Source organism: Paenibacillus polysaccharolyticus, from assembly GCF_900102085.1.
Taxonomy (GTDB): Bacteria; Bacillota; Bacilli; order Paenibacillales; family Paenibacillaceae; genus Paenibacillus; species Paenibacillus polysaccharolyticus.
On record NZ_FMVM01000012.1, the window covers coordinates 199,884 to 220,668 of the forward strand.

General features: G+C 46.7%; 16 protein-coding genes. 2 read left to right on the plus strand and 14 right to left on the minus strand.

All coding sequences use genetic code 11. The features are described 5' to 3' along the window. Position 1 precedes the first annotated feature (1 nt). From BLQ13_RS18130 to BLQ13_RS18170, 9 genes are all read right to left on the minus strand, one after another. Positions 2-3,307: a hypothetical protein gene (locus BLQ13_RS18130; RefSeq protein WP_090922654.1), complete on the minus strand. Its 3,306-nt coding sequence runs from the start codon at positions 3,305-3,307 to the stop codon at positions 2-4. A gap of 237 nt (positions 3,308-3,544) precedes the next feature. Beyond that, entirely contained in the window at positions 3,545-4,297 is a 753-nt protein-coding gene (yaaA, locus tag BLQ13_RS18135; RefSeq protein WP_090922656.1) for a peroxide stress protein YaaA, read from the minus strand. A gap of 108 nt (positions 4,298-4,405) precedes the next feature. After that, complete coding sequence (locus BLQ13_RS18140) at positions 4,406-4,693, minus strand: DUF3139 domain-containing protein (protein ID WP_090922659.1); 288 nt, start codon at positions 4,691-4,693, stop codon at positions 4,406-4,408. 267 nt (positions 4,694-4,960) lie between these two features. Then, positions 4,961-5,815 (minus strand): cell wall hydrolase, encoded by an 855-nt coding sequence (locus BLQ13_RS18145; protein WP_244159363.1) that lies wholly within the window; start codon positions 5,813-5,815, stop codon positions 4,961-4,963. Between the two features lie 278 nt (positions 5,816-6,093). Then, on the minus strand, positions 6,094-7,311 hold the full coding sequence (locus BLQ13_RS18150; RefSeq protein ID WP_090922661.1) for an MFS transporter: 1,218 nt from the start codon (positions 7,309-7,311) through the stop codon (positions 6,094-6,096). A gap of 163 nt (positions 7,312-7,474) precedes the next feature. Next, positions 7,475-8,290 carry a carbohydrate ABC transporter permease gene (locus tag BLQ13_RS18155; protein ID WP_090922663.1) on the minus strand — a complete coding sequence of 272 codons (816 nt, stop codon included), beginning with the start codon at positions 8,288-8,290 and terminating at the stop codon, positions 7,475-7,477. Positions 8,291-8,488: 198 nt separating this feature from the next. After that, positions 8,489-9,361: a carbohydrate ABC transporter permease gene (locus tag BLQ13_RS18160; RefSeq protein WP_186811624.1), complete on the minus strand. Its 873-nt coding sequence runs from the start codon at positions 9,359-9,361 to the stop codon at positions 8,489-8,491. Positions 9,362-9,364: 3 nt separating this feature from the next. Beyond that, positions 9,365-10,639 (minus strand): ABC transporter substrate-binding protein, encoded by a 1,275-nt coding sequence (locus tag BLQ13_RS18165; protein WP_090922665.1) that lies wholly within the window; start codon positions 10,637-10,639, stop codon positions 9,365-9,367. Continuing rightward, complete coding sequence (locus BLQ13_RS18170) at positions 10,636-11,841, minus strand: LLM class flavin-dependent oxidoreductase (protein ID WP_090922667.1); 1,206 nt, start codon at positions 11,839-11,841, stop codon at positions 10,636-10,638. Before BLQ13_RS18170 ends, BLQ13_RS18165 begins: the two co-directional genes overlap by 4 nt. Positions 11,842-12,334: 493 nt before the next feature. On the opposite strand from BLQ13_RS18170, the gene BLQ13_RS18175 reads away from it, so the two are divergent. Both BLQ13_RS18175 and BLQ13_RS18180 read left to right on the plus strand, forming a co-directional pair. After that, positions 12,335-13,210 carry a helix-turn-helix transcriptional regulator gene (locus BLQ13_RS18175; protein WP_244159364.1) on the plus strand — a complete coding sequence of 292 codons (876 nt, stop codon included), beginning with the start codon at positions 12,335-12,337 and terminating at the stop codon, positions 13,208-13,210. Positions 13,211-13,461: 251 nt separating this feature from the next. Then, positions 13,462-13,935: a stalk domain-containing protein gene (locus BLQ13_RS18180; protein ID WP_090922669.1), complete on the plus strand. Its 474-nt coding sequence runs from the start codon at positions 13,462-13,464 to the stop codon at positions 13,933-13,935. A 549-nt stretch (positions 13,936-14,484) separates the two neighbouring features. Here BLQ13_RS18180 and BLQ13_RS18185 read toward each other — a convergent pair. The 5 genes from BLQ13_RS18185 to BLQ13_RS18205 form a co-directional block, all read right to left on the minus strand. Then, positions 14,485-15,432, minus strand: coding sequence for a hypothetical protein (locus BLQ13_RS18185; protein ID WP_090922671.1), 948 nt, complete (start codon positions 15,430-15,432; stop codon positions 14,485-14,487). An 8-nt stretch (positions 15,433-15,440) separates the two neighbouring features. Continuing rightward, on the minus strand, positions 15,441-16,808 hold the full coding sequence (locus BLQ13_RS18190; protein ID WP_090922673.1) for a nucleotide sugar dehydrogenase: 1,368 nt from the start codon (positions 16,806-16,808) through the stop codon (positions 15,441-15,443). Positions 16,809-17,116: 308 nt separating this feature from the next. Then, on the minus strand, positions 17,117-17,920 hold the full coding sequence (locus BLQ13_RS18195) for a response regulator transcription factor (RefSeq protein WP_090922675.1): 804 nt from the start codon (positions 17,918-17,920) through the stop codon (positions 17,117-17,119). A 228-nt stretch (positions 17,921-18,148) separates the two neighbouring features. Next, positions 18,149-19,549, minus strand: a complete 1,401-nt coding sequence (locus BLQ13_RS18200; RefSeq protein WP_208606804.1) for a glycosyltransferase family 2 protein — start codon at positions 19,547-19,549, stop codon at positions 18,149-18,151. A 22-nt stretch (positions 19,550-19,571) separates the two neighbouring features. Continuing rightward, positions 19,572-20,783 carry a HEAT repeat domain-containing protein gene (locus tag BLQ13_RS18205; protein ID WP_090922677.1) on the minus strand — a complete coding sequence of 404 codons (1,212 nt, stop codon included), beginning with the start codon at positions 20,781-20,783 and terminating at the stop codon, positions 19,572-19,574. Positions 20,784-20,785: the final 2 nt, after the last annotated feature.

A 20,785-nucleotide genomic window follows, 5' to 3' on the forward strand; every position in this document is an offset into this window, starting at 1 on the left:
ATTAATTAAATGGGAAAATTTTCTTTGTTCTTTTCGTTAAATTACCGTTACGGTCATACTCAAATACAATCTGATCTCCTGTATACAGCACGACTTTTAGTAGCTGATTCGCATAACCGTATTCATAGCTGTTATCATTGCGGATTCGCATAGTAGCCGCTTTTATACTTCCTTTTATCGTTTTTCCATTCTTCTCACTCAGTTTGAGATAATATGTTTTCCCACCCTGCAGATCCCATTCAAGCACCGTATATTGCTCGCCATACACCTGCTCCTGATCTACTGAAGCAACTAGAGGTATGCTGAGTTCCTTGTCCTCATACAATTCAATCCGCGGCTCAATGGAAAAATCCTCTGATTCTTTTATCGCGATACGATATTTGGCTGAGTTGTAAGGGCTGAATCGATAGTAGACATTCCCCTGTTGCACTTTGGGAAGCTCTGTCTCTGTGTTCTCATACAAAGTCATAAACTCTACTTCCACTTGCTTGACCGTAAAATTGCGGTATGGAGCTACGAATTTCAACGTTTGGTCTGACACATTATGCACCTGAATATCCGATCTTCCAGGTACATGTTGCGGTCCTACTGCATTTTCCCCTTCTTTAACAACGACTTGGTTCTGATTACGGATTACGTAATCGTAGACCAATCCTCCTAATTGAGATGTAAAGAGCACGGATGAGAAAGAAGATGTATTAGAGAATATCGCCGTGGTGTTCGGCTCCAAATTTCGTTTAAGGAGTGCAGGCTCCTGACTGGGACTAGCTATCACAGGTGCACTGTATTGAATCGTTACTGGCTCAGAAGATATTGCAGTCATCACGAGTGTTCCGCCAGCAGGTATGTCCCAAGCATCCAAGTCCGAACCTGCCGTTAGATGCAAGAATTTATCGGTTCCTTCGTAAACTACAAAATCAACAATGGAACTGTTTGTTCCTACCCGATTTATTAGAGCCGTCGTTGAACCCGGATTCGTGAAGACTGCGCTCTGTCCCTGCTTTACCGTAATTTCCGTTTCAGGTGATGGGACTTCGTCGTCTTGTCCACGGAAAATACGATAAATCCCTCCATACGTTATCGCTTGCTCGGAAATATTCGTAACGACAATTTTTTTACTCCCCACGACAAGGGGATCAAAAGCAACCGCTGTTCTCTTGGATGATTCCGTTCCATCTGAATTGTAGATGATATAATCAAAGACTTTCTGTTGATTACTAGAGGCATCCGTCCTGATTCTCTTGGAATCGGAGCTTATATTTGTAAAGGCATAACTCTCACCTTTGTTTAACGTTACACGTAAATAAGCGGGTTCCTGACTATTCACGACGGAGAAATCGTCTGTATATTCAAATAACGCAGGTTTGCTTCCTACGACGGTAACAATGGCTTCACCGCCAGATGGAATGTTAACGAGACTACCATTGTTATTGAATTTGTCACTATATGCTTTGCCATCTGATTTATATACAACAATGTCATAGAGTGAGGCCACCGACTTCGCATTACTACGGATTGGATTCCAAAGTGAACCTCCGTTATGGAATTTCACCGATTGTCCCGGTTCAACAGTAATCTTACTCAATGCTTCATTAGGCCGATCCTCTACATCAAAAATCGTATAAATGGCACCTATTGTAACAGGTTGTGAAGATACACCTGTAATTACGGCTTTGTTCCCATAAAATACTACCGGAGCAGTTGAGGTTGATTTTTTGGTGCTGCGCTCCGTACCATCGGGGTAATAAGTTACATAATCAAATAAACGAGATTTGTTATTCGATGAAGCATCACTGTCGAGATATTCCTGACTTTTACCATAGTTCCAGAATGTCACACTTTCCCCTTGGTTCAACGTTACACGGTGATGGGATGGTTCCAGGCTGTATTCAAAGGAAAAATCATCCGTGTAACTAAACTCAATCGGAACTTGTCCTACAACGGATACAACGGCGTAACCTTGGGATCGAATGATTGGATTGATATTTTTGTTAAAGCCGTCAGAATGCACAACATTTTCCGAGGTATACAAGGTGTAATCAAACACAGCTCCGTTGGCGCTGCTCGCATTGTTTTTAATTGGGTTGGCTAATGATCCATTGTTCCGGAAAATAACAGATTCGCCAGGATATACGGTCACTCTTGTTATCGCATCTCCGCCAGCTCTCTGAACATCGAAAGTTCTGTATGGTACACCGTAAGTTACAGGTGTTGAGGTTACCAGTGTCACCACAGCTGTTCGGCCCGCAGCGATCGTCGGCTTTGTGGTTGAATTGGTCCCGGTCGTACTTTCTGTACCATCGGGAAGATAAACAACGTAATCATGTTTATCTTTAGAGGTTCCATCACTCTGAAGCGCATCCGATTTGGAACTAATATTCGTAAACTGATAACTCTCTCCTTGATTCAAAGTTACTCGTGTATACGCCGGCTCGTCACTCCAGTCACCCGTGTATACTTCATAGGGAAAACCAACACTAACAGGCTGTGAACCTGCACCTGTAATAATAACTTCATTTCCTCCAGCAACCGAAGGCTTGCCTGTAGTTTGAAAATTTGAACTTACAAGGCTACCATCTTCTTTGTAAACAGCGTAATCTATCTTCTTATCCTGGGTTGTGGAAGTATCCGCACTTAAAACTCTTGACTGTGATCCTTCATTGAAGAAGCGGTAACTTTCTCCTTTGGACAAAGTAACTCGGTGCATCGCAGGGTTTGTGGACACACCATAGGAAAACTCCGGTCGAACCGTAACGGTGAAAGGATTTTTCCCGCTTGATGTAATGACGATCGTGTAGCCTGAATTTACCGTTATACTTCCGGTAAAGTCTAAATTATCACCTGAAATACTTCCGTCCGGTCTATAATTGGCATAATCATATGCACTGCCTCTTGAGGTTGATGCATTGATACTTAAACTCCTGGCAACGGTCCCGGTATTGGTGAATGTATATGATTCTCCCGGATTCATGACTAGTGTTTCGTTCGCCAAAGCCGCTGCTTGGGTAGTGAACATGTGCTCTCCGTATGTATCATCCGTCACCGTAAACGGGTCTGATTCCTTCATATGTTCTTCACCTTCATTTACATCCTCAGGTTCTTCATAGAAATCTGGATCCCAACCCTCTACATCCGCCTGCCCTAACAGCACTGCATCCTCCGTAGAACGGTTAACATCATCACCCGTGATTTCGGACGTTATTATTGAAGCTGATGGATCTGAAAGTGCATAACCGCTGGTTGGAAGCATGGTTCCAATAGCAAGCCAGAAAACTAAAAAAATAATAAAGCCTTTTCGTAAATTCATGAAATTTCTTTTCCTCCTTTATATTCATCTTCCAATTCATCCCTTAAAAGAGATAAAGATGGTCGAATTATAAGTATCGTCATTTTCCTTAATTTAGGTAATAGTTATTTAGTCCTTGATTTTAGGGACTATTTTCCTTTTAAGGGTGTAAATAAAACAAAAAAAGCCGCCAAATGGCGACTCTTGGATAGAATAAAACAGATTGTTACTCTCTTACATATTAAATAAGCTCCATTACTACTTTTCCTCTGAATAAATAAACACATAAGTACTCTCATCCGACATCTCTTCCGAGAAAACAAATTCTAACCGATCGAATCCTTTGATATCTTCCACATCTGTTAGCTTCCGCTCTGCCATATAACGTACCATCTCACCTCTGGCCATTTTGGCGCGGGTTGCCTTCTCCACAAGTTTCCCACCAACCATTTGTCCGAATACACAAGTGACAAACCGGGTTTTCTCCTTCAAAAAAGGAGTGATGTTCTTGCTATACTCTTTGGAAGCCAGATTGAGAATGCAGTTACTCTCTGCCTGAAGCTGATCTGCCAGCTTGCTGCCCCAGAACTGATAGAGCGATTTGAACCCTGGGCCTTGCAGCTTGCCTTGCATCTCCAACCGATAAGGGGTAACCCCATCCAAAGGCCGCAACATGCCATAAAAACCGGATAATATGCGTAAATGCTGCTCCAGATACGCCAGCTCTTCCTGCTGAAAAACGCCAGGCGCCATATATTGATACTGAATGCCTTCATACGAATAGATGGCTGGTGTAAGATTTTCTTTTACATTCATGCTCCGAATCCGCTCCATGTTCAGTTCCGCGATAGCGTCGTTGCACTTCCAGAGCGCTTTGAGCTCATCATAGGATAACGTCTGAAGCAGACTCAGGAGTTGTTCTGACTCGTTTATAAATTGCGGCATTTGTGCGCTAGCCATCAGATCGGTGTCGACCTTCATCTTCTTGGCTGGTGATATAATAATTCGCATCGTGTTAATCCATCCTTAATCTACCGTTGTTATGTCGTTATTCATTGTACAGGATTAGGCAGATGAATCCAATCGTGAGGCGTATTAAGCTTACGTCTTCACAAAAGTTTACGAATTCGGATCAGGCGCAAGCTGAATCCATTCATCTTCTCTATAGTAGTAGATATGCTCCTCCGGATTGTCCTTAAATTTAACAACAACAGGATACATCGGCATTTTACTACGGCGAGCTGTGATACTTGTGATCGTCTGCTCATCTATTCCTTTTTCAACCGTTAAATACGTCCTCAACTCATCTTCAAGCTTCTTCATATCACTTTTATAAGATCCGTACCATGCAAAAGAAGCAATAATTATTATAGCCACTACAGCCAATGAGGTCTTTAGTAACTTCATCTTTATTCACCCTGACTTTGATTATTTTCTCTTTATAATCGGATATGTCTATTCTACAGCAGCGTTGTAATTTATTTTAGATCCGACTTTGTTGACTATTCGATTCACAATTCAAGATTAGCTACTATGAACTGCATCTGTTCTTGTCTTACCACACCTTTTCCTAATACCCTTACAAATAACCCCGACGAAACAGTTCCAAAGAAACGTTCAGCCGGGGTTTATTATTTATTAAAGTTCAGTATTTATCTATCTGCCTTCCCTGCATCATCTCGTAAAATCATGCTGACCAATCGTCAGCAGTGTCGGTCTGCTCTTGCTCCACTCGGACGTGGCAATTTTCGGATTATAATAAAATAGCGCGCCATGCGTTGGGTCGACACCGTTGAGAGCTTGGCGTGCAGCCTTGAACGAGGTTGCGGTTGGCTTCAGATTAAATTGACCATCGTCCACCGCTGTGAACTGGCCTTTCTGGAAAATGACTTCGGAGATGGATGACGGGAACTCTCCCGATTGTACCCGGTTTAAGACAACTGCTCCTACAGCAACTTGTCCTTCAAAAGATTCCCCACGTGCTTCCCCATGGATCAGCTTCGCCAGTTGACGCAGCGTTTCACCTTCGGCTTTGACTTTTTGGTTTAGCCTGTTCAGCGTCACAGGCCCTGCTACACCATCGGCGCTTAGTCCCTGCGCTTGTTGGAACTCGCGAACGGCGCTCTTGGTAATCGTACCATAATAACCTGTCACTCCAGCGTCAAAATATCCTAACTCGTTCAGCTGCTCTTGCAATTTCACCACATGTTCACTGCGAATGCCCTGCTCCAATTTTTGTGCCCCAGCCGAAGGCGCGGCAACGGTAAGTCCAAGCGTCATTGCACAGGCCCCAAGAAGCATACTGACTCGGCCTGCTCTTTTGTTCGTCTTTCTACCCCTGCGATGGGTGACTTTACGACTCACGGTAATAGGTTTCATATCGTCTGCACTCGTGCGCAGATCATTCGGATCAGAATACCCATATATGATATTCATCCCTGCCTCTTCATCAACTCGCACCATTTCGTACACGCTATGCTGTTCACTCGTCATATGCATTTCGCTCATTGTATTCTTCTTATTCGTCATTTCCTTAACCCTCCATTTTTCTGAATCCAGTTATACGGCTTCCCCCTGAATCCTCTCGGATGGACATCCCGAGTGTCATTATAGGATATCAAAAATTGCCCGTCTATCGGACCGATGGAGCATGAAAAAATGAGTCCTGCACAGATCAAAAAGAGGCATGAGCCCATGGTCGTATCAGGGTCATACCTCTTCTTATATCAACCTTTTACCGCTAATCTAGCCTCCACTTCCGTAGGCAAACAGACCCGCACAAAAGTTGCGCTAAAATTTTCTGAACATTACTCGGCGAGTTCCTGCCCTTTCGTTTCCCGGCCCCAGAACAGCACAGCAGCTGCTCCAATGAGAATGGTCACGAAGAAAATGGTGAAAATCAGGCTGATTGGAACTGCCTTCTGAACAAGCATACCTACCATAAATGGTGCAAGTACGCCCCCGATCCGGCCTACCGATGTAGCCAGTCCAACGCCTGTGGAACGCACGGATGTTGGATACAATTCTGGACTGTAAGCGTACAATCCGCCCCAAGCTCCCAGGTTGAAGAACGATAAGCAGATTCCAGCGGCTAAAATAGTTGCTTCTGTCGTTGCCAATCCAAAGGCAATCGCACTGAACGCAGTCAAAGTAAGGTACACGACAAGTACGAATTTGCGGCCAAAACGTTCAATGAAATACGCAGCAGTGAAGTAACCTGGCAACTGTGCGATCGTCATGATCAACACATACTGGAAACTTTTGACCAACGTAAAGCCTTTCGCCATCACAACCGAAGGCAACCACAAGAACATGCCATAATACGAGAAAATAACGGTAAACCACAAAATCCATAGCATTAATGTGGTGCGGCGATGCGGTGCGGACCACACCGTGGCAACCTTCTCGCGGAATGTAATTTTGTGCAATTTCGTGTGATTCTTGTACCGCGGAGGATCTTGGATGGCACGGCGTAAATACAGCGCGTAGAACGCCGGAAGAGCTCCAATGGCAAATGCAATTCTCCACCCATACTCAGGGATTACAAAATTGGCAATCAGCGCCGATACAATCCAGCCCCCTGCCCAGAAGCTTTCCAACAACACAACCGCACGTCCACGTTCCGCTGTAGGCATCGATTCCGATACCAGCGTAGATGCTACGGGCAGCTCGCCGCCAAGACCGATCCCTGCAACGAGACGTAGTGCACACAACACAGCAAAGCCAGTCGCCAGTGCAGATAGACCGCTTGCAATCGTGAAGATCAGCAACGTCCACATCAGAATTGCTTTTCGTCCAAAACGATCTGCGAGTGCACCTGCGAGCAAGGCACCTAGTGCCATCCCGATAGAGTTGATACTTGTCAGCACCCCGACTTGTCCGGGACTAAGACTCCACTCCTTCGCGAGTGCAGCTACGATAAAGGAGATCATGCCGACCTCCATCGCATCAAACAGCCAGCTCATGCCGGCACTGAACAGCAGCTTGCGCTGCTTGGGATTCCGCAACACTTCCAATTTACTCATCAGATTAATAGCTCCCTTGATCTCTATGTAGTCATCCTGACACTAAACCATTATTATGCAGAATGCACCAGAAATCAATGCAAAATACGACGTGACGCCAATTTACAACGAATATAAAACGAACTCGATTTTGTAAAGGATCTCTCAGTCTTCTTCTCGACCCTCAACCTTTAAGGGAACCAGCGGTCAGACCTGCGACGAAATAACGCTGAAGTAGCAAGAACAGCACAATCATCGGGATCGCTGTCACAAGAACGCCAGTCAGCATCATCGGATAATTCGTCACGTACTCCCCGCGGAATTGCATCAGGGCAAGTGGCAAGGTCAGTTTTGACTTGCTGGTGAGCATAAGCATCGGAATGAGCAAGTCATTCCACACCATCACCAGCAGAAACGTTGCCGTTGCCGCCAGTGAAGGTGCTGCGAGTGGCAGAGCAATTCGGGTGAAGAGTCTCCACTCGTTTGCGCCATCCATACTACCTGCTTCCAAAATTTCCGAATTCAGCATACGCATGAACCCCGTCAGCATGAACACAGAAACGGGCATCAGCATGGCCGCCGACACGATAATCAAGCCTGTCAGACTGTCGGACCATCCGAGCGTACGTGTGAGGGAATAGATCGGCAACATGCTGACCTGGGACGGTACGATTAGACCAGCAACAAAGAGTGCAAACACTATTTTGCCTACACTGCCACCCCAGCGTACAATGGCGTACGCAATCATGCTACTTAGCAACAGTTCAATCGCAACTGTGCCGAGCGTCACAATCATACTGTTCCCGAAGTACTGCCACATCGGCTGATTACGGAACAAACCCGTCACATTATCCCACGTAAACGGCTCCGGCCAGCTGAATGGGCTGGTGAAGAAGTTACTGCTTGTTTTGAACGAAGATACAAATACAAAATACAACGGCACAAGGATCAGTAGTGCGTACACAAACAGAATCAGTCGATTGAACCATTTTAAAACCATATAAAAAATCCCTCCTTCCTCATCTTCTTAACCTACACTTATAACTACTCTCTGCATTCAACATTAGCATCAACTAGCTCGTATTTTTCGAACACATCTCTCGATTCTCTACAATGGCTCTTTCACATACTCTTGTATACATTTTGACTTGCCATATCTCGCCGATAACGCTGACGAAAAGAAGCCATCGTTTATCCGTTAATAGCTTACCCGGTCTGCACGCAAAGCCTTGAACTGCAACAATGTCAACAGCGCAAGCAGCACCAGGAAGATCATCGAACCGGCAGAAGCGAGACCAAAGGAATAACTCCCGAAGGCCGTATGATAAATATAGGTAGTCAAAATCTCAGTGGCGTAATTCGGACCTCCGTCCGTCATCGTGAAAATAAGATCAAAGGCCTTGAACGACTGGATGGTCGTATAGGCTACCACAATCGTTGCCGATGGAGCCAGCAGCGGCCAGGTCACGGTACGGAATACCTGCCATTTGCTCCCGCCGTCCATACGTGCCGCTTCGTACAGTTCTGCTGGAATGCCTTGCAGACCTGCGATGAACACAATCATCATCTGTCCTGCGTGAGCCCAAACCTGCACCGCAGCGATAGAGAAAATCGCAATCTTCGGATCACCGATCCAGTTACGAGCCATGCTGCTCATGCCCGCCTCGTTTAGTCCATAATTGATCAGTCCAATGGACGGGTCATACATGAACGCCCAGATCAGACCAACGGATACCGACGACAGAATCGCAGGTAGGAAATACAACGCCCGAAGTACCACTTTTGTCTTGGTATTGCGTACCAGAAGCAGGGCTAGAACGAGTGAAATAAAGGTTTGTGCGATGACAACGGTTAACATAAACTCCACGTTATTGCCGAAGGCTTTGCGAAATACGATGCTGCTGAGACTGTCCTTGTAATTATCCAGCCCTACAAATGCATACGACGGGGATACCCCGTCCCAATCCGTAAAGGAGTAGAACAGCCCCGTCAATGTAGGAAATACGAACAATCCAACGTACAGCAGCAATCCGGGTAACAGAAACAGGGATAGCTGAATACGGTTTTTCATCGTTTATTTCCCGATATGCTGATCAATGATCGCTTGTGCTTGCTGTGCGGCTTCTTCTGGAGAAGTACCGCTTAACACGGCCTGAATGGAGTTGGTTACCGCCTTCTGGTTATCTCCGTTCAGGATGGTAAACCGTGGCTGGAACACGGTCTTTTTGTTCGCCCATTCTCCCGCAACCTGAAGCTCAGGTGTATCATACTTCACTTCATTCACCGTTACATTCTGTCCCGTTTGGTTGGCGTATGCCCCAGCTACATCCGGTTTGCTCAGGAATTCAAGGAATCTCTTCGCTTCTTCCGGGTGTTTCGATTTGCTGTTTACCGCAAGCATGAATGTGGTCGTATGCACTCCCTCATATTTCGCCTGGTCGGCACTTACCGTAATCGGTGCGAGCAATTTTTGCTCGAGATTCGGGTTTTGTTGTTTGTTCTGAGCAAGTTGATACGATCCACTTGCGAGCATGGCTGCCTTTTCCTGAATAAACAGTGCACCTGCTGCCGGGTCTTTCGTACCCAGTGCATCCTGCTGGAAGTATCCTTTATCGTTCAGTTCTTTGATTTGCGTCAACGTTTTTACCCAGAACTCATCTGTCAGTTTGGCTTCGCCTGCTTCAACTTTGGTAAAAATGTCGTCACTCGGCGCATTGTTCATCACCATCGTATTCATGAATTGACCCGGACCAATGTCCGCTCCGGCAAAGGCAATCGGAATAATGCCATTGTCTTTCAGCTTCTGGCACAGCGCCAGGAACCCTTCCCAATCTTTCGGTGGGGTCAGGCCGTACTTTTCAAACAGTTTGACGTTATAGATTGGATCGTTATATACAAGTTGGTACGGAATCGCATATTGTTTGCCATCATGCTGTCCAGCTTCAATCAGTTTCGGATTATAAGCCGACAGGAAGGATGATCCCGTCAGATCCGTAAACAGTCCGGCTTTGCTGAACGCTTGGAATTGAGCGCCCGGGAAAGACGCAAACACATCCCCTGTGGAGCCGTCGCTGATTTTGGATTGCACGGTGGATTGATATTGATCCGAAGGGAGCGTCTGCATCTCCACATGGATGTTCGGATTTTCTTTTTCAAACGCGTCGATCGTCTTGTTAAATGCTTCGGAATCCTCGCCGCGCCAGTGCATGAAGCTAATGGTCACTTTACCTGAACCTGAGGAGCCGTTCTCTCCGGATGCCGCATTATTTCCACCGCCGCAAGCGGACAGCAGGATGGACATCACCAGCATACTGACAAGCGGCAGGATCATTTTTTTCGTTTTTTTCATGAAAGACGACCTCCTAAGTTAGCAGTAATAGACTGCTGTTTCTGTCTTGTTTTCCATTTCTCGCGGATGATGGGCATCACGGTCTTGCCGAAGATTTCGGCTTCTTCCAGATGCGGATAACCGGATAGAATAAATGTCGTCACGCCCAGGTCTCCATATTCCATTAAACGTTCTGCAACCTGCTCTGCTGTACCCACGATGAGGATGGCTCCCCCGGAACGCACCACCGACAAACCTGTCCACAGGTTCGGCCCAACGACAAACTGTTGCTTCTCGGACAGTTCCCGGAGCTCATTTTGTCTGCGTTGGTTGGTGGCATCCGTCTCGGCAAAGGCGGCTTTGGCCTTTTCAATCGCTTCCGGCGGTACTTTGCTGATGATCTCCCATGCCGCTGCCCATGCCTCTTCTTCCGTATCCCGAATGAGCACCTGAGCACGCATACCGTAACGGAGCTGACGATCTTGACCTGTCTCCTCTTTTACCTGCTCTCGAATGACTTCGATCTCTTCAATCTGTTCCTGAATCCAGTCATACGGCTCGCCCCACATCAGGAAGGTATCTGCATGTTCAACGGCCACTCGCTTGGCAATCGGAGAACTTCCTCCAAGATAGAATGGAGGGAATGGCTTCTGTACCGTCTCCGGCATGCCTACCGGGCCTTTGAAGTTGTAATATTGACCGTTGAATTCAGGATTTGGTTCGCTTGATTGTGCGCCACTTCCGGCGAATTCCGTCAGATTCAAGCCTGTCGACTGTGTCCACGAACGCTTCATGACTTCCATATACTCGCTTGCGCGAACATACCGTTCATCATGCGCATGTGCCAGCGGATCACCGAGTTCTTCCAGATCTCGAACCGAACTGCCTGTAACTACGTTAATCATGGCGCGACCGCCAGACAGCTGATCCAGTGCCGCACCCATGCGAGCCGCAAGTACGGGTGTCACAAGCCCCGGGCGAATCGCTACAAGGGGACGCAATGTCTTGGTGTGACTCATTACCGCCGAGCCGACCACCCACGCGTCCAGACAGGCTCCCCCTGTCGGAATGAGTACAAATTCGAATCCGGCCGTTTCCGCCGTCTGTGCCACCTGCACCAGATAATCCAGACTTGGCTCACGCTCCGGCTCTACACCTACATACTTCCCATCTCCAGCGGTGGGTAAAAACCATCCAAATTTCATCTCTTCCTGTTCACTCATTCACGTCAGTCCCTTCTATGGATAAATAAAGTCTCATGTTAAAAATAAGATCGGTGTTGTGCAACATGGCCGTTCCGGGTACGAATCGTTCTTTCGATCGCTGTTATCTCCAGATTTTTCGATTCCCTTTCCAAAGGGAAAATCCGGAGATAAAGGCGAACACTACGTTTCTTCAGAATCGATTTCGTCCCCTCCACTATGTTCGCACTCGTTAAACCCTATTTTTAAAGTGCGCCTAATTTCTAATTGTTTTGTAAAGTACACATCTAAAAGCCGATTAATTAACTTGGTTTAATAGGTATGGACATCATATCAATTGATTTGTCTGTGATCAATGTCATTTCGCGGCAATTTATTTTTGTCATTTTGTGGTCATTTTCCGAATTCAGGTTTACCTGATCTTGAATTTATATAAAACCCACCTGTATAATAGGTTATAAATGAATCTTTTAGATGATATCGACGATACTTATACAATAAAGAGGTGTTCCTGGTGACCGAGCTTGAGCGCATGAAGGAGGACCACCACGAGTTTTTGGATATTCTATTTTTCACTCCGTCTGAATTTGAGAAGGCCAGCGGTGCATGGCCGTTACGCATTGGCCATAACATTGCCAAAAGCAATTATCATATAGGTCCTCGAACTACGCCTTATCACTACTTGTTATTTGTGTTGGAGGGGGAAGGTACATTTATTCAGAACGGACAGCAGTATCCCCTGCGAGCCAGAGATGCTTTCTGTCTGCTTCCTCATGTGACCCATGAGTACTGGACAGATCCCAACCATCCTCTGCAAAAAGTATTTATCGCCTTTGACGGAGCATATGCCGCTGAACTGCTCTCCCGAATTGGCTTAAGTTCTGAGAGTCCGTACCGTTCAGGTGTACTCACGCCCGAAACAGCTAGCAACATGCGTTCATTTATGGAGGACGTTCGTAAACCGCGGGACAGTGCCAGTGATTTGGGGCGACTGATCCGGTTTCTCGGCCTTTTCGACCGCATTGCACGCTCTCCGGCGACCAAAGACTTGCAACCGGATGTAGCCACCCCCTGGCTTCAAAAAGGGAAAGAGTACATTGAACTTCATTTTGCAGGCGGCATTTCGGTGGAAGGTGTGTCTGCCCATGCAGGAGTGGATCGAACCCACTTTGCCAAACAGTTTCGCAAAGCTTACGGCTTGTCCCCTGTGCAATATATTCAGCAGCTCAAAATGAAGCAAGCCAAGCTCCTGCTCGTACAGACCACGCTGAGCTTAACGGAGGTAGCTCATTCGGTGGGTTACCCGGACTTATTTTCGTTTTCCAAAGCCTTTAAAAAGCAAGTCGGTCTGCCTCCTAACCGTTACCGAACGACGACAACAGAACAGTAGAGTGATTAGATTAGTTGAGTTGGTTAAGAGAACCGGCGAGCTAAGGGGACACTTTCCTGTTCTCAAGCGCAAAAATAACCTGAATAAGGCAAGCCCCTTCACTATGCGAGTGATCGGGATTTGCCTTATTCAGTACGAAAAAATCTCATCTTGCACTTCCTAAAACTTACTCCTAACATATGTAACTTATGTACCGGTTCTTACGTTAATCCTAGTGAATATACCAAAGGAATATCAAAGGAGTGGATATCATGCGTATTTCCAAGTTTTTAGTGGTGACTGGGCTAACTCTTGCTATGGCTGGCTTCAGTTCATCCGTAAATGCGGCTTCTCCCCCCGCTTCCGGCTCAACGGTGAACATCAAATCCGATGTGCTGGGTGAAAAATCATTTACAGGTCTGATTATTAAAGGGCACACCTACGTTGATCTCGACGGATTCGTGAATTGCCTTCCGTTCCAAATTAATTCCAAAGCGTTATCCTTTCAATCCGAAACCAAAACGTTTAAGGTACTCAATGAAGACTTTGCAATTCCTACCCCAGAATTACAGTTCAAAGTTGGAAGTGATACGTTCCAGCACAATGATGAGTCATTTCGATTGAGTGATCCCGTACTTTTGATTCAAAACCGCATTTATTTTCCGCTAAAAGATATCGTTTCGGTCTACGACATTAATGTTTCTTATAACTCTCAGACGAAAACGGTACAAGTGAGTAAAGAGTAACTTACGCTACACCTTGTTCACAAAGGTAGAATGTTTCCAAAACGGGGAACGAGCGCACCAGTTGGGACAACTTTTATCTAATCCGAGACTCCAGATGTATAGGATCATCGCTCGTATAACTGTACTGCTCAATGTGCCCGTCCTTAAAAAGGATGTAATGATATTTATTATTAGGCTCATCAGCAAATGTTACCGAAGCGCCATATGGAGCCTCTGAGCTTGTAAAGGAATAGTTCCCCGTTGTATCTATAATTTCCTCAGGTGTATACCCTTTTTTGTTGAATTAAGTAGGCCCTCACTTTCTCTTCAGCATCTTTCATTTGAATTGGATTACCGAATAAACTGAAGTACACCAACCTGATATAACCACAACTAACGCTAAAGTAGCAATCAAACTGATTTTCACTCTTTTCGACATAGAGAAACCTCCATTTCTACACTTTCACATCCTCTAGTTAATATTAAAATCCCTTCTGAGCTACACACAGTAGGAACGAATACCTGCTGCTTTGCCCAGAAGGGATTATCAACTAAACGTTAAAGCTTGTGTTATTGTTTCTGATGTTGTGATTCTTCCTTCGTTTCCCCGGTCTTACGCGCCAGCGGAATGCCATTTTGCTTCGCATACCAAGCCTCATAATGATGCACAGCCACACCTGCAAACGATGAATGTGAGGCGCCCAGTTCAAACACCTTCTGCATCTCTTCGTCCATATTGCTGATGGGCTTGCGGAAAAAGGTCAAGTGATCTCCCTCGTGTGTATCCGCGAGTTCTGCTCCAATCCAGACCTTCTTGCCCAGATCATCCGCTTCAGCCAGCTCTTCCTTGGACAGATCATACATCTGCTGCCCGCTATCCCGATAAGCCATAATAGCTACCGCATCGAAACGGGAGATGACCCAGCGACTGAGTGTCTCCTTGCCTCCAGCAGACTGCCGGGCATCCAGCCAGAATGGAATCGCTGCACTCATATATAGTCCTGCTGCCTTTCCGGCTTCCGTCCAGACCTCCATATTGTTCTGCCACTCGGCAATGACACTGCTCTGCTCGTTCTCCCAGCGTTTTAACTGGTAAGGCTCGACATCGAGCTGAATGCCTTCAAAGCGTTCATTCTTCGCAGAAGAAGAATTGTATGCCCGCACGCGTTCAATAAAAGCAAGTCCTTCTGCGCGCTTTTCGCGATAAGCCCAGTCGGCATGACCATTCAGCGCGTGCACTTCAATCTCGGCATTGGTCGCAGCCGCAATGAACTTGCGATAAGCCGCATCGGGCACCTCATCCTGAACTTGCAGGAAAATGGTATCCACGCCCTGTTCCTTGGAGAATGCGATAATCTCAGGTGTCTGCTTGATAATGATCGACGTATCCCACAGCCAGGTTGCCTTGTGTTCCTCATGCGAAAACCATTTGAACAGCCAGGACAGGAGCAGCAGGCAGAACACCACAGCCACAATAGCCCATTTCGCCTTACCTGCCAACTTGCCCTGTATTCTCATCGGTCGCCTCAGACGAGAACCGCTTCACTTGGTGCAAACACAGGATGTTGTACCGAGTGACCGATCTTGTAAATATGGGAGTGATTGTACGTGCGGAATGCATTACGCGTATCCAGAATTGGTACACCCAGTTCCGCAATGTCATAATAAGGCAAGTCGCTGTGGTTGGTGATCAGCACGATGCAATCATACGTTTTGAACTGCTCCAGGTTAAAGGCTTGGCTGTGCACGGTTTCGCCATGTTTGTCTTTGAATGATTCTGCATGCGGGTCGTAATAGTTAACGTTTGCGCCGCTTTCCTTGAACAGCTCGTATACTTCCAGTCCCGGTGATTCACGCAGATCGGCAATGTTCGGTTTGTACGACATGCCGAGCAGGAGAATGTTCGATTTACGAACAGACTTCGCGTATTCATTCAGGATTGTTGACGTTTTATTCAGTACATAGTACGGCATATTGTCATTGGTGGATTGCGCCAGTTCAATAAATTTGCTATAAAAACGGAATCCTTTGGCCTTCCACGACAGATACATCGGGTCGAGCGGGATGCAGTGTCCGCCAATACCCGGACCTGGATAGAATGGCATAAAGCCAAACGGTTTCGTCGCAGCCGCGTCAATAACCTCCCAAATATCGATACCCATGCGATCACACATCATCGCCATTTCATTGACAAAGGCAATGTTGACACTGCGAAATGTGTTTTCCAGCAATTTGGACATTTCCGCTACTTTAGGTGAAGATACCGGAACTACAGTCTCTACATATTTGCTGTACAGCGCAGTGCCTAGTTTCAGACAAGCTTCCGTTGTACCGCCGATGACCTTCGGTGTATTAAATGTAGTGAAACGACCGTTGGATGGGTCCACTCGCTCAGGTGAGAAGCACAGGAAATAGTCTTTGCCCGCCTCATGTCCGATTTTGTCCAGCTCCTGCTGGATCAACTCTTCCGTTGTACCTGGATACGTCGTACTTTCCAGTGTGATCAGCATACCTGGTTTCATATGCAGTTTAATCTGATCAACAACCGTCTCGATATAAGAGGTATCCGGGTCCTGGTTTTCGCTGAGCGGTGTCGGTACGCAAATACTCAGTGCGTCAATGACACGCAACATGCTGTAGTCTGTTGTTGGCTGAAAGCGACCGCTTTGCATTACTTTTTTCAATTCGTCGGACGAAATATCGTGAATATAGGAATCTCCATTGTAGATGCTGTCGACTTTGGAAGCATCCAGGTCGATGCCGATGACGGTGAACCCTTGATTGACCATCTCCACCGCAAGGGGAAGGCCGACATAACCGAGGCCGACAACGCCCAGTACCGCTTCTTTATTTTCGATCGCGTTCAGTAAAGTGTGAAATTGTTGATTCTCCATGATATTCCCTCCGCGCAATATATTTGATGTTGTTTATATGAGCTGAACTAAGGGGATTTACACGGACACTCCGATGACAGAATAAACTTCCCATCGCTGTTATCCCCAGATTTTTTGATTCCCTTTTGTTAAAGGGAAAATCCGGTGATAAAGGCGAAGCATATGCTTCCGATGTAGCTTTCTTTCAGAAAGCTTTTAGCTTCGCTTTTTCAGGTTTTTTCTGTCCTCTCCGTTAATGTGTAAAAAATTAGTTCAAATCATATAGATGTGATTGTAATTAAGCGTTGTGACTCTAATCTACTTATCTTCTAGTGCAGGCAGCGTCTGATCCGGGCGTCCAGCTCCACAGGTGAGAACGGTTTGGTCATATAATCGTCTACCCCGCTGCTGAAACATTGGCTGATCGTCTGCTCCACCCGCTGTTCCGTCAACACGACGATTTTCGGTGGTTGCTCCATCTCCAGCTTCTGGATATGGTGAATGAATGGAAGCCCATCGATGCCATACAGATTCAGCTCGGTCAGCACCAGATCAGGTGTCACTTTCTCGATCAGATCGAGTGCAGCGAGTCCATCCACCGCTTCGTAGGTTTCGTATCCTTGCATTTTCAAACGCAGCTGCAAAAATTCTCGAACCGTCGGATCATTATCCACGATCAGAATCCGTTCAGGGTCATCCGCCGTATGTTCCAGCGTATAGATATGAATTTCCGATGAATCCACAAGCTTCGAAGATTCGGCCATATGCTGAATCGTTGCCTTCGAAGGGCGCTCCCCCGGCGGGAAACTGGCCAGTGTGATCTGCGGATCAGCACCAGGAGCACTCTCTTGCAACTCATGCTTGATACGAAGTCCTTCATAATGAACTTCATCGAGCGTAAGCCCTGGAAGCAGCACAGCAATTGCCTGTGTATGACTATCCTGCCATACTTGGAACGACGTATATCCCGCCTGCTCCAGATGTGTCCTGACCTGCTGCTCCGGCTGAACCTGACCTGCACAGTGAATGAACATTAAGCCACAAGCTTCGGCACCCGTTTCCTTCAATCCCTGTTCTACATTGCGATACACATTAACGGCAGCTTCACGCTGCAATGTCGCCGTATTTGGCATGTTCTTTTCCACCCTTCTTCATGTTCTATACAAGTTCAACAAGTCGTTTACACAAATACTCCGATGACAGAACAATCTTCCAATCACTGTTATCCCCGGATTTTTTTGATCCCCTTTTCTCAAGGGAAAAATCCAGTGATAAAGGTGAACGCTACGCTTTTTCAGATTATTTCTGTCCTCTCCGTCATCGTGTAAAAATGGAGTTGAACATCTATAATGTTGTTACAATTAAGCCGCTTTGCTCGCGTCCTTGGATTCCTCAGACCAGCTTTGACGTGTCATGGTACCCCATGAATTGTTGTTTTGCAAAAACTGAATGTGTCCCTGCAATCTCCACAGCACGCCGAGTTGATGATATCCCACAAATTTCAGGGCGGAGTAGACCAGCATTTTGACCAGATCGGAGAGCTTGTTATATCGTTTGAATGCAATCTCCTCCAGAATCAACGCCCCAACACTCAGCAGATATCCACTCACAAAGTTCAACAATCCAAACAAAACGAGGATCGGCCACTGGGTCATGTCCAGAAGCACGTATCCAGCCAGAGCGATCAGTCCGGTAATGCGGAAATACGGATTCAGTGCTTCGAAAATAACGTTATATGGCATGGTAATCATACCCATAACCTTATATTTCGGATTAAACAGCATGCCGCGATTTTCCAGCATGTTTTTCAGATTCCCGCGGCCCCAGCGTTTGCGTTGGCTAGACAAAATGCGGTACGAATCCGGCGCTTGTGTCCAGCACACCGCTTCAGGACAGAAAGCGACGCGGTATTTGAGTTTATTTTCCAGCATATAGCGGTGAAGCTTGATAATAATGTTCATGTCCTCACCTGGATAACCGTCGCGGTATCCACCTACGGCGATAACAGCATCCTTACGGAACATGCCGAATGCGCCAGAGACGATGATCAGACCGTTCATGTGACTCCAGCCGATTCGTCCGCCGAGGAAAGCTTTCAAATACTCAATAGATTGGAACATCGGCCAAATCTTGCGTGGCAAGGATACGTCCTGTACCGCACCGTTTTCGATTTTGCAGCCGTTGGCAATGCGGACATCCCCACCAATCGCAACAGTCTCTTCCGGATTCTCCATATACATGCGTGCCATGCGGATCAAAGCGTCTTTCTCCAGAAGTGAATCGGCATCGATGGAAGAGATCAGCGGATAATGGGACAAATTAATCCCTGCGTTGAGGGAATCGGCCTTACCGCCATTCTCCTTGTCGATGACATACAGATCCGGGAAGTCCGGGTTATGATAGATTCCGCGAATCTTCTGACAGGAGATTTTTCCGCGAATCTGCGTATTCGGCACCGGCTTCAGCCGGTATTCTTCCAGCAACACCTTCAAGGTGGAGTCGTTCGAACCATCATTAATGACAATGACTTCATACGTTGGATAGTTCAGTGTCATGAGGCAGTTTACATTTTCAATAATCGTCAGTTCCTCGTTGTACGCTGGCACCAGCAGGGATACCGAAGGAACCAGTTCCGAGCCGGATAACGTGTTGTACTTGGAGTAATGTGACCTCCGGAAGATCGTCCAGATGTTACGAAATGATAAGGCCAGTATGGAAAAATAAAGCGTATTAACAAACACCACATAATAGATGGCGACCATACCGTAGATTAGCAATAAATCTCTAAGCAGTGTAATCCCCTCCTACTGTTGCAACGCCTGTGCGTTTCTTGGTTGTACGGTTTTCGCCGCGCACCGGGCCAAAATAACGTTCGTACAGCAGTCTTTTTTTGTTATGTGCAATCATCTGCTCTACCGCCTTGTGGTCGGTTCCCGAATGCTGCATCGTGCTCTCGATCTGCTGCATGGCAATCTCGCGCTCTGCACCCGTTCCTTGCACTGCTGCCTGACACAAAGCTTCGAATCCCGGTTCGCCCAGCTTACTCAAACTTTCCGCGCTGTTATAGCGAACTCTCCAGTCTTCATCGCGAAGTGCCTTGCGCAGCAACGGGATGCTGCCTGATGCATGCTTCAAACCAAGTGCCTGCACCACTTCCGCCCGAACTTCCGGATCGGTGTCCTGGATCAACTTCAGAATCGTCTCATCCTTAAGTGCTGGACTTGCACTGAGATACAGCTTCACTGCTTCGGCACGAACATCCTCATGCTCTGCTCCGACGAGTCTGTGGAGTGCAGGCATTACTTCCGGCACCGCTTGTCCCCACATCGCCACAAGTCCTACTTTGACAAAATCGGGGTTGCGATCCTCAAGTAATTCGATCAGCACACGACTCGTATCCAGGTTTGCTTCCAATAAGATGTCCGCAGCCAGATGATGAATCGATTTTCCTTTCGTTAAAAGCAGTGTAAGCATGTCTTTCAACTCGCCATGCCGGGTTGTACATCTCGCAATCGAACGTCCAATCATGATCGCCATCGGACCCGGCTTCTCATCCTTGAGAAGCTCCATTAAACCTGGAACTGCTTCGGGACAGCGCATGCCTCCGAGACGATATGCTGCATCAATCTGACGTCCGTAACGCAGACGGCCCAGCTCTTTCAGATCATGTCCGACGAATCCGGCCTCGCGGCACAGTTCGATCAGCTTGTCACGATACTCTCCCTTGAACTGATCAATCCATTCAATCAGCTTGTCCTGAATAACCCGTCGTTCTAGTGGAGCAAGCTTGCCTGGCGGCAGCTTGAGTGGGCTGTTCTCCGTCAATGCGGTCTGCAGATACGTGAAATAGTCTCGTTGCTTCATTTCATACATAGCGGTTTTGCGTCGTTTGCCGTTGTGGGACATTTTCATGGCAAACAGAACGACGACGCCTACAATCACAAGTGCAATGCAGGCGATCAAAAACCAATAGGCCAAAGCTAAACTCTGGAACATGT

Bases quoted from the DNA above. Each gene is read 5' to 3' on its own strand.
- yaaA (WP_090922656.1), bottom strand. From the start codon at position 4,297: ATGCGAATTATTATATCACCAGCCAAGAAGATGAAGGTCGACACCGAT.
- BLQ13_RS18185 (WP_090922671.1), bottom strand. From the start codon at position 15,432: ATGAGAATACAGGGCAAGTTGGCAGGTAAGGCGAAATGGGCTATTGTG.
- BLQ13_RS18195 (WP_090922675.1), bottom strand. From the start codon at position 17,920: ATGCCAAATACGGCGACATTGCAGCGTGAAGCTGCCGTTAATGTGTAT.
- BLQ13_RS18155 (WP_090922663.1), bottom strand. From the start codon at position 8,290: ATGGTTTTAAAATGGTTCAATCGACTGATTCTGTTTGTGTACGCACTA.
- BLQ13_RS18160 (WP_186811624.1), bottom strand. From the start codon at position 9,361: ATGAAAAACCGTATTCAGCTATCCCTGTTTCTGTTACCCGGATTGCTG.
- BLQ13_RS18145 (WP_244159363.1), bottom strand. From the start codon at position 5,815: ATGACGAATAAGAAGAATACAATGAGCGAAATGCATATGACGAGTGAA.
- BLQ13_RS18180 (WP_090922669.1), top strand. From the start codon at position 13,462: ATGCGTATTTCCAAGTTTTTAGTGGTGACTGGGCTAACTCTTGCTATG.
- BLQ13_RS18170 (WP_090922667.1), bottom strand. From the start codon at position 11,841: ATGAGTGAACAGGAAGAGATGAAATTTGGATGGTTTTTACCCACCGCT.
- BLQ13_RS18190 (WP_090922673.1), bottom strand. From the start codon at position 16,808: ATGGAGAATCAACAATTTCACACTTTACTGAACGCGATCGAAAATAAA.
- BLQ13_RS18165 (WP_090922665.1), bottom strand. From the start codon at position 10,639: ATGAAAAAAACGAAAAAAATGATCCTGCCGCTTGTCAGTATGCTGGTG.
- BLQ13_RS18130 (WP_090922654.1), bottom strand. From the start codon at position 3,307: ATGAATTTACGAAAAGGCTTTATTATTTTTTTAGTTTTCTGGCTTGCT.
- BLQ13_RS18200 (WP_208606804.1), bottom strand. From the start codon at position 19,549: ATGGTCGCCATCTATTATGTGGTGTTTGTTAATACGCTTTATTTTTCC.
- BLQ13_RS18205 (WP_090922677.1), bottom strand. From the start codon at position 20,783: ATGTTCCAGAGTTTAGCTTTGGCCTATTGGTTTTTGATCGCCTGCATT.
- BLQ13_RS18150 (WP_090922661.1), bottom strand. From the start codon at position 7,311: ATGAGTAAATTGGAAGTGTTGCGGAATCCCAAGCAGCGCAAGCTGCTG.
- BLQ13_RS18140 (WP_090922659.1), bottom strand. From the start codon at position 4,693: ATGAAGTTACTAAAGACCTCATTGGCTGTAGTGGCTATAATAATTATT.